The sequence below is a fragment of the Actinomyces ruminis genome, from assembly GCF_002154335.2.
Lineage (GTDB): Bacteria > Actinomycetota > Actinomycetes > Actinomycetales > Actinomycetaceae > Actinomyces > Actinomyces ruminis.
On record NZ_MTPX02000057.1, the window covers coordinates 1 to 14766 of the forward strand.

The 14766-nt window shown below is 69.5% G+C and carries 8 protein-coding genes and 3 pseudogenes; 7 read left to right on the plus strand and 4 right to left on the minus strand.

Annotated features, from left to right (window positions below; translation table 11 throughout):
* Positions 1-2009 (plus strand): translation initiation factor IF-2 (gene infB / locus BW737_RS10795; protein WP_086615662.1); only part of this gene is annotated, 2009 nt, incomplete at its 5' end.
* Positions 2010-2392: 383 nt separating this feature from the next.
* On the opposite strand, the gene rarD is transcribed toward infB, so the two are convergent.
* The gene (rarD, locus tag BW737_RS10800; RefSeq protein WP_257210737.1) at positions 2393-3400 is read right to left on the minus strand and encodes an EamA family transporter RarD; all 1008 of its coding nucleotides are present in this window, start codon (positions 3398-3400) and stop codon (positions 2393-2395) included.
* Positions 3401-3742: 342 nt separating this feature from the next.
* Between rarD and rbfA the strand changes: the two genes are divergently transcribed.
* From rbfA to BW737_RS10815, 3 genes and pseudogenes are all read left to right on the plus strand, one after another.
* The gene (gene rbfA / locus BW737_RS10805) at positions 3743-4291 is read left to right on the plus strand and encodes a 30S ribosome-binding factor RbfA (RefSeq protein ID WP_086615657.1); all 549 of its coding nucleotides are present in this window, start codon (positions 3743-3745) and stop codon (positions 4289-4291) included.
* Positions 4288-5309, plus strand: a pseudogene (gene truB, locus BW737_RS19515) (tRNA pseudouridine(55) synthase TruB). The gene rbfA and the pseudogene truB overlap by 4 nt, the downstream one beginning before the upstream one ends.
* A 107-nt stretch (positions 5310-5416) precedes the next feature.
* Positions 5417-6460: a bifunctional riboflavin kinase/FAD synthetase gene (locus BW737_RS10815; RefSeq protein WP_086615656.1), complete on the plus strand. Its 1044-nt coding sequence runs from the start codon at positions 5417-5419 to the stop codon at positions 6458-6460.
* Between the two features lie 43 nt (positions 6461-6503).
* Here the strand turns inward: BW737_RS10815 and BW737_RS18500 are convergent, their stop codons facing one another.
* A complete protein-coding gene (locus BW737_RS18500) occupies positions 6504-6644 on the minus strand; it encodes a hypothetical protein (RefSeq protein ID WP_257210738.1) in 141 nt (46 codons plus the stop codon).
* 32 nt (positions 6645-6676) lie between these two features.
* A complete protein-coding gene (locus BW737_RS10820) occupies positions 6677-7525 on the minus strand; it encodes a CE1 family esterase (RefSeq protein WP_257210739.1) in 849 nt (282 codons plus the stop codon).
* Between the two features lie 293 nt (positions 7526-7818).
* Between BW737_RS10820 and rpsO the strand changes: the two genes are divergently transcribed.
* Entirely contained in the window at positions 7819-8088 is a 270-nt protein-coding gene (rpsO, locus tag BW737_RS10825; protein ID WP_086615655.1) for a 30S ribosomal protein S15, read from the plus strand.
* A gap of 491 nt (positions 8089-8579) precedes the next feature.
* On the opposite strand, the pseudogene fucO reads toward rpsO, so the two are convergent.
* A pseudogene (gene fucO, locus BW737_RS10830) lies at positions 8580-9730 on the minus strand (lactaldehyde reductase).
* 518 nt (positions 9731-10248) lie between these two features.
* Between fucO and BW737_RS10835 the strand changes: the two are divergent.
* Together BW737_RS10835 and BW737_RS10840 are read left to right on the plus strand one after the other, a co-directional pair.
* Positions 10249-12615 (plus strand): annotated as a pseudogene (locus BW737_RS10835) (polyribonucleotide nucleotidyltransferase).
* A gap of 235 nt (positions 12616-12850) precedes the next feature.
* Positions 12851-14212, plus strand: coding sequence for a M16 family metallopeptidase (locus tag BW737_RS10840; protein WP_086615654.1), 1362 nt, complete (start codon positions 12851-12853; stop codon positions 14210-14212).
* Positions 14213-14766 lie beyond the last annotated feature (554 nt).

Here is a 14766-nt window from a genome sequence, read left to right on the forward strand (position 1 = left end):
CCGGGGGTCGGGGAGGCTCCGGCGGCGGTCCGCGCGGGGGCTTCGGCGGTCCCCGTGGTGGCCGTGGCGGTCGCGGCTCCACCCAGGGAGCCTTCGGGCGTGGGGGTGGTGCTCCGCGCGGCCGTAAGTCGCGTCGGGCCAAGCGCCAGGAATTCGAACAGCAGAGCGCACCGACCATCGGCGGCGTCGTCGTTCCCCGTGGTGACGGCTCCACCCCGGTGCGTGTGCGCCAGGGCGCCACGCTGACCGACCTGGCCGAGAAGATCAACGCCAACCCGGCGGCGCTGGTGACCGTGCTGTTCCACCTCGGTGAGATGGCCACGGCCACCCAGTCCCTGGACGAGGACACCTTCGCTCTGCTGGGTGCCGAACTGGGCTACGACGTACAGATCGTCTCCCCGGAGGACGAGGATCGCGAGCTGTTGGAGTCCTTCGACATCGACCTGGAGGCCGAAGAGGCCGGCGAGGACGACGCCGCGCTGCTGCCGCGCCCGCCGGTGGTCACCGTCATGGGTCACGTCGACCACGGTAAGACCAAGCTGCTGGACGCCATCCGTTCCACCGACGTGGTCGCCGGTGAGGCCGGCGGCATTACCCAGTCGATCGGCGCCTACCAGGTGCGTGTGCATCTGGGTGACGAGACCCGGCCGATCACCTTCATCGACACCCCCGGTCACGAGGCCTTCACCGCCATGCGTGCCCGCGGTGCCGAGGTGACGGATATCGCCATCCTGGTGGTCGCCGCCGACGACGGCGTCATGCCGCAGACGGTTGAGGCCCTCAACCACGCTCAGGCGGCCGGGGTGCCGATCGTCGTCGCGGTCAACAAGATCGACAAGGAGGGCGCCAACCCCGAGAAGATCCGCGGCCAGCTCACCGAGTACGGTCTGGTGCCCGAGGAGTACGGCGGCGACACCATGTTCGTCGACATCTCCGCCAAGCAGCGCACCAACATCGACGGCCTGCTGGAGGCGGTTCTGCTGACCGCCGATGCCGCCCTGGACCTGCGCGCCAACCCGAACACGGACGCGCGCGGCGTCACCGTGGAGGCGAAGCTGGACAAGGGCCGCGGCGCCGTGGCTACCGTGCTGGTTCAGCGCGGCACCCTGCACGTCGGTGACCCGATCGTCGCCGGCAGCGCCTACGGCCGCGTGCGCGCCATGTTCGACGAGTACGGCAACCCGCTGGAGGAGGCCGGTCCGGCCCGACCGGCCCAGGTGCTGGGACTGACCAACGTGCCCAGTGCGGGCGACTCCTTCATTGTCGCCCCCGACGACCGCACCGCCCGGCAGATCGCCGACCGGCGCGAGGCCGCCGGGCGTGCCGCGGAGCTGGCCAAGCGCCGCAAGCGCGTCTCGCTGGAGAACCTCACCGACGTCCTCAAGGAGGGCAAGGTCGACACCCTCAACCTCATCCTCAAGGGTGACAGCTCGGGTGCGGTCGAGGCATTGGAGGACTCGCTGCTCAAGATCGACGTCGGCGACGAGGTCGCCCTGCGCGTCATCCACCGCGGCGTTGGCGCCGTCACCCAGAACGACGTCAACCTGGCCACGGTCGACTCCGCCGTCATCATCGGCTTCAACGTGCGTCCTGCGGTGCGGGTGGCCGAGCTGGCCGACCGCGAGGGCGTCGACATGAAGTTCTACACGGTTATCTACAACGCCATCGAGGATGTCGAAGCGGCCCTGAAGGGCATGCTCAAGCCGATCTACGAGGAGGTCGAGCTGGGCACGGCGGAGATCCGGCAGGTCTTCCGCTCCTCCAAGTTCGGTTCGATCGCCGGTTCGATCGTCCGCTCCGGTGTCATCAAGCGCGGCGCCAAGGCCCGCCTGGTGCGCGATGGTGTCGTGGTGAATGGGGACCTCACGGTGGAGACGTTGCGTCGCGAGAAGGACGACGTCACCGAGGTCCGCGAGGGCTACGAATGCGGTATCAACCTCAGCTTCCGTGACATCGCCGAGGGTGACGTCATTGAAACCTGGGAGATGCGCGAGAAGCCTCGCGACTGACGCGGCCCGTCGCCGACTCGCACCGAGGTCGGTAGAAATGACGCCGGTGCCGCCGACTCCTTCGGGAGCGGCGGCACCGGCGTCACTCGTGTCGGAGTCTCGTGGTCTTAAGCCGGAGTTAGGACTTGGCGCTGGCAGACGGTGGGCGGGCTTCGTGTGGTGTTTTGCTACGCCCCTTCGGTGTCTACTACGCCGGTTAGTGCTCTGTTGAAGGGGACAGAGGTATACACCAGACCTCGAACTGGCGTAGTAGACCGCTAAGTGGCGTAGCAGACGTTCCCTGAAAACGCCTCTGCCGTGTGGCAACAGCAGATAGTGGTGTTGCGAGCCCGTAGGTTCAACAGGCGTTGGTCGGATAGCGGTGCCCGCCGGTTGGGTCGGCCTCAGTGCTGCACGGGGACATCGTGATACTTGCCGGGGCGCGGCCGGCGCGCCAGTTGCCACAGCAGGTCGGTGACGAATACGACCACCGCGACCCACACCAGCGCCGTCGAAACCCAGCGGGCCGGTGAGATCTCCTCGTGGAACACCGCCCAGGCGAGTAGGAACTGCATGACCGGGGTGATGTACTGGCTCAAACCCACGATCGACAGCGGCACCCGGCGCGTGCCCGCGGCGAACAACAGCAGCGGCGTCGCCGTCACCGGGCCCGCCAGCACCAGGCCAAGGGCCAGGCCCGCGGACGCCGTCGTCCCCTGCAGGGCGCCGTGTCCGCCCGCGTAAAGCCAGGCGAAGTAGGTCAGCGCCACAGGCGTCATGCAGCCGCTCTCCACCGTGAGCCCGGTGAGCGCATCCACCTGCGCGCCCACGCGTTTCTTCACCAGCCCATACAGGCCGAAGGACAGGGCCAGCGACAGCGAGATCCACGGCAGCGATCCCTGCGCCACCACCAGCACAATGATGGCCACCACCGCAATGCCCACGGCAAGCCCCTGGGACCGGCGCAACCGCTCACCCAGGAAGATCGCCGCAAGCACTACCGTTACCAGCGGGTTGATGAAGTACCCCAGAGCCGCATCCGCGGTGCGTCCGGAGTTGACCGCGTAGACGTACACCAGCCAGTTCACCGACACCAGCAGACCACTGACCGCCAGGGTGCCGAGGAGCCGCGGCGTCGTCACCGCCGCGCGCAGGGCGGGCCAGGAGCGCCGCGCGGCGGTAAGCCCCAGGCAGGTGACCAGGGTCCACACCAGCCGGTGCCCGATGATCTCCACGCTGCCGGCGGAGCGCAGCAGGTGGAAGTACAGCGGGAACATGCCCCACAGCAGGTAGCAGCCCAGCACCATCGCCACGCCGGAGGTGTCACCGGTGGTGACGCCGGCTGGTGCCGGAGCGGGGGTCGCTGCGGCTGTGGCATGGGACTTGGGGACGGGAGCGGGGGAGTCGGTCACGTGCGGCGGTCCTGTTTCGGCGGGAGGGAGCGCTCACGAGCATGATTCGCGCGGCGTGGCGCCCACATGAGTCGGGTTGTTGGCAGGAACGTTAGCGCGCTCGGCGTCATGAACACGTGTTGCGTTATGAACACGAGTTTTGGAGGATTGCAGGCGCCGGGCACATGCAAAGCTCCAAGATTCGTGTATGTGAGACGGACTGGTGTATTAGACGCGGCCCAGAGTTCTGGCGATCGGGCGGCGGGTGGGGCACAATGATCCGTCCGCCGGTTTACGGTGCGGGTGCCGTCGTGCTCGCAGCCGTGGCCCAAACCAGCGGCCGCCGATTCGTAAGGAGTACTCATGGCCGACGCCGCCCGCGTCCGCAAGGTCGCCGATCGCATTCAACAGACCGTCGCCCGCCTCCTGCAGGGCAGGATCAAGGATCCCCGGCTCGGCTTTGTGACCATCACCGATGTGCGCGTGACCGGTGACCTGCAGCAGGCGACCATCTTCTACACCGTCTACGGCACCGACGAGGAACGCGAGGACACGGCCGCCGCGCTGCGTTCTGCCACCGGCCTCATCCGCTCCGAGGTCGGCCGGGCGCTCGGCATCCGGCTGACGCCGTCGATCGCCTTCCAGCTGGATACGCTGCCCACGCAGGCGCAGGCCTTCGAGGATGCCCTCGCCCAGGCGCGTGCCCGCGACGAACAGATTGCCCGCACCTACGCCGGCGCCACCTACGCCGGGGACGCCGATCCCTATCGTCACGCTGACGAGGAGGACGACTACGCCGCAGAAGACGACGAGCCGCAGGCGGTGGATGACGCGGACAAGGACGACTACGAGGCCGTAGACCACGATGACTACGAGCCGGCCGAGGCCGACGAGGAGGAGGCCGGGGCGTGAACACCCCCGCAGGTCGACCCGCCGGACGGCGCATCGCCGTCCCCCACGGTTCCATCACCTCCCCCGATGGGCTGCTGATCGTGGATAAGCCCGCGGGCGTCACCAGCCACGACGTGGTCGCCATGACCCGTCGTCTGGCCGCCACCCGCAAGGTCGGCCACGCCGGCACCCTGGATCCTGCCGCCACCGGAGTACTGCTGCTCGGCATTGGCCGCGCCACCCGCTTCCTGGCCTACCTGGTTGGGGCCGACAAGACCTACTGGGCCACGGTCCGCCTCGGCCAGACCACGCTCACCGAGGACGCCGACGGGGAACCGACCTCCGCCGCCGGCTGCCCGCCGGGCCCCGACCTGCCGACACTGATCGACGCCGCCCTGGCCGATCTGACCGGCGAGATCATGCAGGTGCCGTCCGCGGTCTCCGCGATCAAGATCGACGGCGTGCGCTCCTATGCGCGGGTGCGCGGCGGCGAGGACGTCGACCTGCCCGCACGTCCGGTCACCATCCACAGCCTGGCCCGCAGCGGGGATCTGCGGCCGACAACCGCCGCCGACGGCACCGCCGTGGTCGACCTCGACCTGGAGGTGCACTGCTCCTCGGGCACCTACGTGCGGGCCTGGCCCGCGACCTCGGCGCCGCCTTGGGCTGCGGGGCGCATCTGACCGCGCTGCGCCGCACCGGGGTTGGGCCCTTCACGGTTGATGAGGCCGCTACTATCGCCTCTCTGTCCGCCGTCGTCGCCGCCGGGCAGGCCCTGCCCGTGCTGCCCCTGGCCACCGTCGCCCACCGCTGCTTCCCCGCGGTTGCCCTGGACGAGGCCGAGGCCCGCGCTCTGCGTTACGGGCAGTCCCTATCCGCCACGGTGCTCGACCGGGCACGGGCCCCGGAGCATCCGGTTGTACCCAAGACCGCCGCCGCACCGGGTGTGGCCGCCGGGTTCGACCCGGCGGGCGTGCTCGTGGCACTGTTGGCACACAAGGGTGAACGCACCCGCCCGGTACTCGTGCTGCCAGACTGACGCGGCAGCCCCCGCCCGGCCGTTTTCGATCCAGGAGACACTTTGAGCCCGACCACGATCGCCCGCATCCCGCGGCACCTCGGTGACGCGGACTGAGGCGGTGCGCAGTGGAGATCTGGTATGGCGCCGAGCAGGTGCCTGCAGCCCTGAGGGACCCGGCCGGGCCCGGCAGTGTCGTCACCGTCGGCGTGTTCGACGGCGTGCACCGCGGCCACCAGGCGATCCTCGCCCGTGTCGTCGAGCGCGCCCACCGGGAGGCCGGATCCGACGGGCGCCGGCCCCGCGCCATCGCGCTGACCTTCGACCCGCACCCGGCGGTGGTACACCGCCCCGAGACCCACCTGCCCATGATCACCTCGCTTGCCGACCGGCTGGAGTCCTTGGCGGACACCGGCCTGGACGCGGTGCTGGTGGTCCACTACACCCTCGCCTTCGCCGAACAGGGGCCGGAGGAGTTCGTGCGCGATTGGCTCGAGGGGCTGCTCGGAGCCCGCGCGATCGTGGTCGGCGACGACGTGCGCTTCGGCCGCGGCAACAGCGGCGACGCCGCCACCCTGCGCCGGATCGGACGGGCCGATGGCATTGACGTGGAGATCGTCGCCGACGTCGTCGCCCCCACTGGTCGCCGCTGGTCCTCCACCTGGGTGCGTGAACTGCTGGAGGCCGGCGACATGCGCGGTGCGGCCGAGATCCTCGGTCACGTCCACCGGCTGCGCGGCACGGTCATTCATGGGCACCGCCGCGGTCGCGAACTCGGCTTCCCCACCGCGAACCTGGACGCCGCCACGGCAGGCGTCGTCCCGCCCGACGGCGTCTATGCGGGTTGGCTGGTGCGCTCCCCGCAAGCGGGGGTGGCCGGTGGCGCCGCGGGGGAGGAGCGCCTGCCCGCCGCCATCTCTATTGGCACCAACCCGACCTTCGATGACGTGCCCGATCGCACCGTCGAGGCGCATGTGCTGGGGCGCGCGGATCTGAACCTGTACGGGGAGGTCGTGGTGATTGAGCTGGTGGAGCGGCTGCGCCCCATGCTCGCCTTCGACGGCCTGGAGCCGCTGCTGGTGCAGATGCGCCAGGACGTGGTCGACACCGCCGCCGTGCTGGACGTGCCCGTGCCCGAGCCCATCCGCCCCGAGGATGTCACCGCCGTCTGACCGCGGGCACCGACGGCGCTGGAAGGGGCGTCCGGAGTGCCCGTTACTGCCCGGGGTGGGCGGCGAAGAAGTCCCACATCAGCTGTGACGCATTGATCTCCTGCGTGGTCGTGCCCAGGGCGGACAGGTCCACGCTCGTACCCGGCCAGGTGTGGCCACCGGCCTCCACCGTGTACAGCTCCACCGCGGCGTTGCCCGCGCAGGAGTCATAACGAGTCAGGGATACGTGGTCGCTGATCTGCTCGGTGGTCGATTCGGCGGTGCAGCGTCCAGCTGTGCCCAGGCGCTCACGGCCGCCTCCACGCCGTACCCCCAGCGGGCGTCGTCGTTCCCGTCATAGGGGTTGACCGCGTCGTCGGTGCCATGGAAGGTCAGCACGGATACCGGCTGCGTAGGAGTGCAGCTAGAGGAATCGATCGTGGCCGTGTCGTCTTCGGCGGCCCTGCCGGCTCGCAGCCCCGCCACGGGGGCGATGGCGGCGATCAGATCGGGGCGCGCGCACGCCAGGGCGCTGGCCATGCGGCCGCCGCCGGAGTAGCCGGTCGCGTAGACGCGGGCGGGGTCCACACATGCCTGTTCGGTCAGGGTCTCGATGACCGCGGTCAGGAAGGCGACGTCGTCGCGGGCGTCCTCGGCCGGGTACTCGCCTGCGGTTGTGGGCACGCCGGGCACGTTCCACGCCCAGTTGCCGTCGGGCAGCGGATCGTCGGTGTCCAGGGCGATCGCGGCGGTCGGCTCGGCGACGATGAACCCCTCGGCGTCGGCGTCGGCCACCGCGTCCAGGCCGCTGATCTCCGCCTGGGAGGTGCCATTGGAATTGGAACCGTGCAAATCCAGGACGAGGGCGAGTGGCGTGGTGGCATCGGCGTCTTCGGGCACGTGTACACGGACCGGGTAGGTCTCGTCGGCAAGGACGACCTCGACGGTCTGCGTGCCCGTCGCCATGCGGCTGCACGACGACACCGTGGTGCCGGTGCCGGTGCCGGCGGCGGAGCTGTTGGCGCTGGCGGTGCTTGACGACGTGGACTCGGCACCGCAACCGGTAACCGCGACCGGGGCGAGCATTGCCAGCGCGGCAAGGAGCGGGAGGAGTGCGGGCCGAACACGTGCGGAGGACTTCAATGACTGCGCAGGGGATGACAAGGGGACTCCTCAGGGAAACAACGGTGTTTTGCGGTGCTGCAGGTTACGCCAGTATAGGCGGCGGACAGGCTGCGTGTGCCCGATGCCACCAGGCTCAGGGCGGAGCACGACCCCGGCGGCTGATAGGGTTGCCCAGCCGTCGATCGGCCGCGGGAGTGTCATGCCCGGGAGAACCAGCCCCGGCGCTCCGCGCAACGAGAGAAATAGGAGTCATCGTGTCGATTTCCCCCGAACGCAAGCAGGAGCTCATTGCCGAGTACGCCACCCACGAGGGCGACACCGGCTCCCCGGAGGTCCAGGTCGCCATCCTGTCCGAGCGGATCTCCAACCTCACCGAGCACTTCAAGTCCCACGCGCACGACCACCACTCGCGCCGCGGACTGTACCTGCTGATTGGTAAGCGCCGTCGTCTGCTGGACTACCTCGAGCGCGAGGACATCGAGCGCTACCGTAAGCTCATCGCTCGCCTCGGCATCCGCCGCTGAGCGACAGCACTGAAACTTACTTACCGGGCCCCGGTCTCCACTGTGGAGACCGGGGCCCGGCGCGTGGTGGTTGTTTGGCCATGCGTTGGCGGATTCTGGGCGAATTGATCTCGCACGTAGCTCCCGCGGTGCCCACTCCGGCGGGGCGGGACCTGACGGTTCGTACCTTCAGGACGACGGTTCGTACTTCTTCTCGACGGTTCGGCACCCCCGGGTACGAACCGTCGCCACAAGTGCCGAAGCGTCGGAGCCAAGTGCCGAACCGTCACGTGAAGTGCCGAACCGTCGCCCACGGGGCCACCCGCACCACCACACCCTCGACCATGAGGAGCCTGCTTACTTGCGCGGAATCCGTACCGACCTCCAAAACACCTTACTTTGATGGGAACTTGTGTACGAGACGCGGCGCAGCGCGATACTCACGCCGATAACCGCTGCCGCTAGGTGCGCCGACGCCTGCTAAGCGGGGATCGGCGCACCCGGCGGGCGGCTCACAGCAGCGAGCGGTACAGCGCTTCGATGTCCTCGCGGGTGGCGGGGCGGGGGTTGCCGGGTGTGCACACGTCGGCGAAGGCGTCCTCGGTGAGCGCGGCGATCCCGGAGGAGTCCACGCCCACCTCGCTGATGCGGGTGGGGTTGCCCAGGTCGCGGGTCAGCTGGGCGACGGCGTCGACGGCGGCGGCGCGCGCCTGGTCCAGCGGCATGGTCTGGGCGTCCGCCACGCCGAAGGCCTCGGCGATGTCGCGGTACTTCTCCCCGGTGTACTCGGCATTGAAGGCCATGATCGGGGCCAGCAGGATGCCGTTGGCCACCCCGTGCGGGGCGTTGTAGCGCCCGCCCAGCGGGTGCGCCATGCCGTGCACCAGCCCCAGGCCCACGTTGGAGTAGGCCATGCCGTTGATGTAGGCGGCTAGGCCCATCTGCTCCACAGCGTCGGCGTCGCCGTCGGCGGCCTTACGCAGGTTCTTGGCGATCATCTGGATGGAGCGCAGGCACAGGGCGTCGGACAGTTCCCAGGCGCCGGGGGTGATGTAGCCCTCGATGGCGTGGGTGAGGGCGTCCAGGCCGGTGGCGACCTTCAGGCCGCGGGGCATGCCGTCCATGAGGTCGGGGTCCACGACGGCGATCACCGGGATGTCGTGCGGGTCCACGCACACGAACTTGCGCTGGTTGGCGGCGTCGGTGATGACGTAGTTGATGGTGGTCTCCGAGGCGGTGCCCGCGGTGGTGGGCACGCCGATGATGGGGGTGCCCGGGTTCTTAGTGGGGGAGAGCCCCTCCAGGCTGAGCACGTCTTCGAACTCGGGGTTGGTGGCGATTACCGAGATCGCCTTGCAGGTGTCCTGCGGGCTGCCGCCGCCCAGACCGATGAGGATGTCGGCGCCCGAGGCGCGGAAGGCGGCCAGGCCCGCCTGCACCTTCTCCACCGGCGGGTTGGGTACGACGTCGGAGAAGATCTCCCAGCGATGCCGGCGCCGTCGAGCAGGTCGGTGATGCGCGTGGCGGTGCCGTTCTCTGCCAGGACCGGGTCGGTGACGATGAAGGCCTTGTTCAGGCCGCGGGCGGCGATCTCGGTGGGGATGTTGGCGATGGCGCCGCGTCCGAAATAGCCGGTCTGGTTGAAGATCATGCGGTAGGTCATAAAACACTCCCTTGGGTTGCGGTTCACCGGTGCGTGGCCAGCGGGCGAGGTGGGTGATCCACCACCACGCACTTGAAACGATTTCATGAGGCTTGCCTCAAACGGAAGGCCCGAAAGTCCCGAGCCACCGGGCGCGTCCTATTTCACGTTGGACGGCCGTTTCGCCGCTCCCGCGTCCACGAGCACCACGGTAGGATCTAGCCGTCCATCCTCAAGCTAGCGGCAGTGGCAGTGCGTTTCCCGGGCGTCGGCAGGCGCTCCGCTGAACACGCCATCCCGGATCGGTTCCGGGAGCCGCCTGCGCTACCGGATGTGGACGGCGCCTGTAGCGGCGTCGTCGGCCCGGAAAGGCAGCTACTGGGGAGTGGACCCGGTGGCCGGGACAGACTCGGTAACCGGACGGCACGGCCCGTCGGTTTTCGGTGGTGGCCTCCGGACCAGCGCGTGCGCAGCTCCGTGGGCCTCGATCGAAGGCCACGGTCGGCCGCACGATCGACACAGAAAGAGATACGCCACATATGTTCCTTGACGACCCCGAGGTCACGGCCGCCGAGGCCGTGATCGACAACGGCCCCTTCGGCAAGCGCGTGGTCCGCTTCGAGACCGGACGCCTTGCCAAGCAGGCCGCCGGCAGCGCCATGGCCTACCTGGACGGCGAGACCACCGTGCTGTCGGCCACCACCGTGGGCAAGCACCCCAAGGACCAGTTCGACTTCTTCCCGCTCACCGTTGACGTGGAGGAGCGCCAGTACGCCGCCGGCCGCATCCCCGGTTCCTTCTTCCGCCGCGAGGGCCGCGCCGGCACCTCCGCCATCCTCGCCTGCCGCCTGATCGACCGCCCGCTGCGCCCCTCCTTCGTCAAGGGCCTGCGCAACGAGGTGCAGGTGGTTGAGACCGTGCTGTCCATCCACCCCGACGACGCCTACGACGTCCTGGCCATCAACGCGGCTCCATGTCCACCCAGATCGCGGGCCTGCCCTTCGCCGGCCCCGTCGCCGGCACCCGTCTGGCCCTCATCGACGGGCACTGGGTGGCCTTCCCCCGCTACTCCGAGCTCGAGCGCGCCACCTTCAATATGGTGGTGGCCGGGCGCGTGCTGGAGGACGGCGACGTCGCATCATGATGGTTGAGGCCGGCGCCACCGAGAACGCCTGGGACCTGATCGCCGCCGGCGCCACCGCCCCCACGGAGGCCGTTGTCGCCGAGGCCCTGGAGGCCGCCAAGCCGCACATCAAGGTGCTGTGCGAGGCGCAGCTGGAGGTCGCCAAGCACGCCTCCAAGCCCACCGCCGACTTCCCGCTGTACCTGGACTACACCGACGAGCAGTACGACGCCGTCGAGAAGGCCGCCGAGGCCCACGACCTGGCCGCCGCCATCGCCACCGAGGGCAAGCAGGCCCGCGACGAGGCCACCGACGCCGTGCGTGACGCGGTGCTGGCCGACCTGGCCGAGGCCTTCCCGGCCGAGGAGGACGCCAAGGCCCTCAAGGCCGCCTTCCGCTCCGTGACCAAGAAGCTCGTGCGTCACCGCACCCTCACCGAGGGCGTGCGCATGGACGGCCGCGGCCTGAAGGACATCCGCACCCTGGCCGCCGAGGTTGAGGTGCTGCCGCGGGTGCACGGCTCGGCCATCTTCGAGCGCGGCGAGACCCAGATCATGGGCGTGACCACCCTGAACATGCTGCGCATGGAGCAGCAGATCGACGACCTTTCGCCGATCAAGCACAAGCGCTACATGCACCAGTACGTGTTCCCGCCCTTCTCCACTGGTGAGACGGGCCGCGTGGGCGCCCCCAAGCGCCGCGAGATCGGCCACGGCGCCCTGGCCGAGCGCGCCCTGGTGCCGGTGCTGCCCAGCCGGGACGACTTCCCCTACGCCATCCGCCAGGTCTCCGAGGCGCTCGGCTCGAACGGCTCGACCTCCATGGGCTCGGTGTGCGCCTCCACCCTGTCGCTGCTCAACGCCGGTGTGCCGCTGCGCGCTCCGGTGGCGGGCATCGCTATGGGGCTGATGCACGAGGAGATCGACGGCGAGACCAAGTGGCGACGCTCACCGACATCCTCGGCAGCGAGGACGCCTTCGGTGACATGGACTTCAAGGTCGCCGGTACCCGCGACTTCATCACCGCCCTGCAGTTGGACACCAAGCTGGACGGCCTGCCCTCTGACGTGCTGGCCGGCGCCCTGGCGCAGGCCCGCGATGCCCGCCTGTTCATCCTGGACGTGCTCGCCCAGGCGATCGATGCCCCCGACGAGATGGCTCCGACCGCTCCGCGCGTGCTGACCGTGCACATCCCCGTGGACAAGATCGGTGAGGTCATCGGCCCCAAGGGCAAGATGATCAACCAGATCCAGGAGGACACCGGCGCCGAGCTGACGGTCGAGGACGACGGCACCATCTACATCGGCGCCTCGGACGGCCCCTCGGCCGAGGCGGCCCGCGAGGCCGTCAACGCCATCGCCAACCCGCAGATGCCGGAGATCGGCGAGCGCTTCGTCGGCACTGTGGTCAAGACCACCACCTTCGGTGCCTTCGTGTCGCTCACCCCGGGCAAGGACGGCCTGCTGCACGTCTCCCAGATCCGCCGACTCGTCGGCGGCAAGCGCGTGGAGAACGTGGAGGATGTGCTCAACGTGGGCGACAAGGTCGAGGTCGAGCTGGCCGAGATCGACCAGCGCGGCAAGCTCAGCCTGCACGCCGTCCTCAACGAGGAGCAGCAGGCTGCCGAGGACGAGGCCAAGGCGCGCCGCGCCGAGCGCGGTGAGGGCGACGGTGAGCGTCGGCCGCGCCGCCGCCGCGAGCGCACCGAGGAGGACGGCGAGCGCCGTGAGCGCCGCCCGCGCCGCCGCCGCATGCGCACCGTGGAGTCCTCCGAGGAGGAGTGAGCCCGCCGGTAGGCCGCAACAGGCCACCGACTCGGTAATCCCATCAGGGCCGGGCCCCGGACGATCATCACGATTGCCCGGGGCCCGGCCCTCTCTCCCGCCGAGATCGGTAGAAGTTACGTGCCGAGTTCGGTAGAAGTAACGTGCCGAGATCGGTCGTAATGGTGACGCGTCGCTCGGCGGTGGGCAGGACATGTCTGAGATCGGCAGGAGGTCGGTCGTCTAGGCTCATGCGGTGACCACTCCCGCGCCCACCGGCCCCGAAACCAGCTTCGCCGAAGTCCTCCTTGAGCGTGCACCCGCCGGCGCCCCCGGCACCGAGCTGCGCCTCGTCGACGACGGCGCCACCATCCGCCGCTCCATCCTGCCCGGCGGGGTACGCGTGATCACCGAGCATGTGCCCGCGCTGCGCTCGGCCTCGCTGGGCATGTGGTTCGGCGTCGGCAGCCGCGATGAGCGCGCCGGCCAGGAGGGCTCCACCCACTTCCTGGAGCACCTGCTGTTCAAGGGCACCGCCACCCGCAGCGCCCACGACATCGCCGAGGCCTTCGACATGATCGGAGGCGAGTCCAACGCCGCCACCGCCAAGGAGCACACCTCCTACTACGCCCGCGTCCTGGGCCCCGACGATCTGACCGCCCTGGACGTGCTCGCCGACATGGTCACCTCCTCCCGCCTGGACCCGGGTGAGGTGGAGACCGAGCGCGGCGTGATCGTCTCCGAGCTGGCCGATGCCGCCGACGACCCCGCAGAGATCGCCCAGGAGGCCTTCGCCCGCGCCACCTTCGGCGACGACACCCCGCTGGGGCGCCCCATCGGCGGCACCTACGAGACCATCTCGGCGGTGCCCCGCGACGCCGTCTGGGAGCACTACCAGCGCACCTACGCCTCCGACACCCTCGTGGTCGCGGCCGCCGGCGCCGTCGACCACGACGAGATCTGCGAGCGGGTCGCCGCGGACCTGGCCGCCGCCGACTGGGACACCACCGGGGCCGTCGCCCCGCGGCCCCGCCGCTTCGAGACCGAGCCCGTGGCGGAACTGACCGTCCAAGACATCACCGTGGTGCGCGAGGCCGAGCAGTCCCACGTCTACCTCGCCTGCCAGGGCATTCCGGCACTGGACGAGCGCCGCTGGACCATGAGCGTGCTCACCACGATCCTCGGCGGCGGCATGTCCTCGCGCCTGTTCCAGGAGATTCGTGAGAAGCGCGGCCTGGCCTACTCCACCTACGCCTTCGACACCCCCTATGCGGGCGCCGGCGCCTTCGGCCTGTACGCCGGCTGCGCCCCCGGCGACGTCGATGAGGTGCTGGCGGTCATGGCCGGCGAGTTCGAGTCGTTGGCCGCCGACGGCGTCACCGCGCGGGAGTTGGAGCGCGCCCGCGGCCAGATCCGCGGCTCCATGGTGCTTGGGGGAGAGGACTCGCTGGCGCGCATGGGGCGCTTGGGGCGTGCCGAGGTGGTAACCGGCCGCCTGCGCTCCATGGAGGAGAACCTGCGCCGCCTGGAGGCGGTGACCGCCGCCGACGTGCGTGCCCTGGCCGCCGACCTCGCCGCCCAGGACCGCTGCCGCGTCGTGGTCGGTCCGGGTGCCTGAGCGGGCTCAGCCTTGGGGCTGTCTCGTCCGATTCCGCTGAGGTTGGAGCACGGCAAGGACGAAGAAGAGCACCGCAGCGACGATCCATGCTCCGGCCATCCCCGAGGGATGAGTTAGGGCAATCGCGAGCATGACTCCCAGTGCCACGGCGGCAATTGCTTCAGGGCTTGCAGGCCCGTGGCGGCTGCGAGTGCCGTGCATGTCGCAGAGATCGCGACGGCGATCGTTACCGCTCGTTGCGGGGTATCCCAGTTCAGGTGGACTAGAGCCCCGCTCAGAGCGGCGATGACGGCGAAAGACAGCGATGACACGACGCTCTGCCGACGTGCGATCCGCCGAACCTCGCGTACGGAGCTTAGGCATAGGCCGCTTGACGAGCTATGGTCGAGCTGCGACATGGGGGGCTTCCTTGAGTGTGATATAACGCACTGATGCTATTGCAATGGGTTTGCGGGAGTCAACGCTCCGACGATACTCATGACGGATGCTCGGGGGCACGGTTTTCGGGGTGCCGTGACGATGATGTCGCTGCTGCTGGTTGACGCGCGTGTTGC

What these genes read in the sequence shown, in the direction of transcription:
- rbfA (WP_086615657.1), top strand. Translation starts at nt 3,743, where the DNA reads ATGGCCGACGCCGCCCGCGTCCGCAAGGTCGCCGATCGCATTCAACAG.
- BW737_RS10820 (WP_257210739.1), bottom strand. Translation starts at nt 7,525, where the DNA reads ATGCTCGCCCCGGTCGCGGTTACCGGTTGCGGTGCCGAGTCCACGTCG.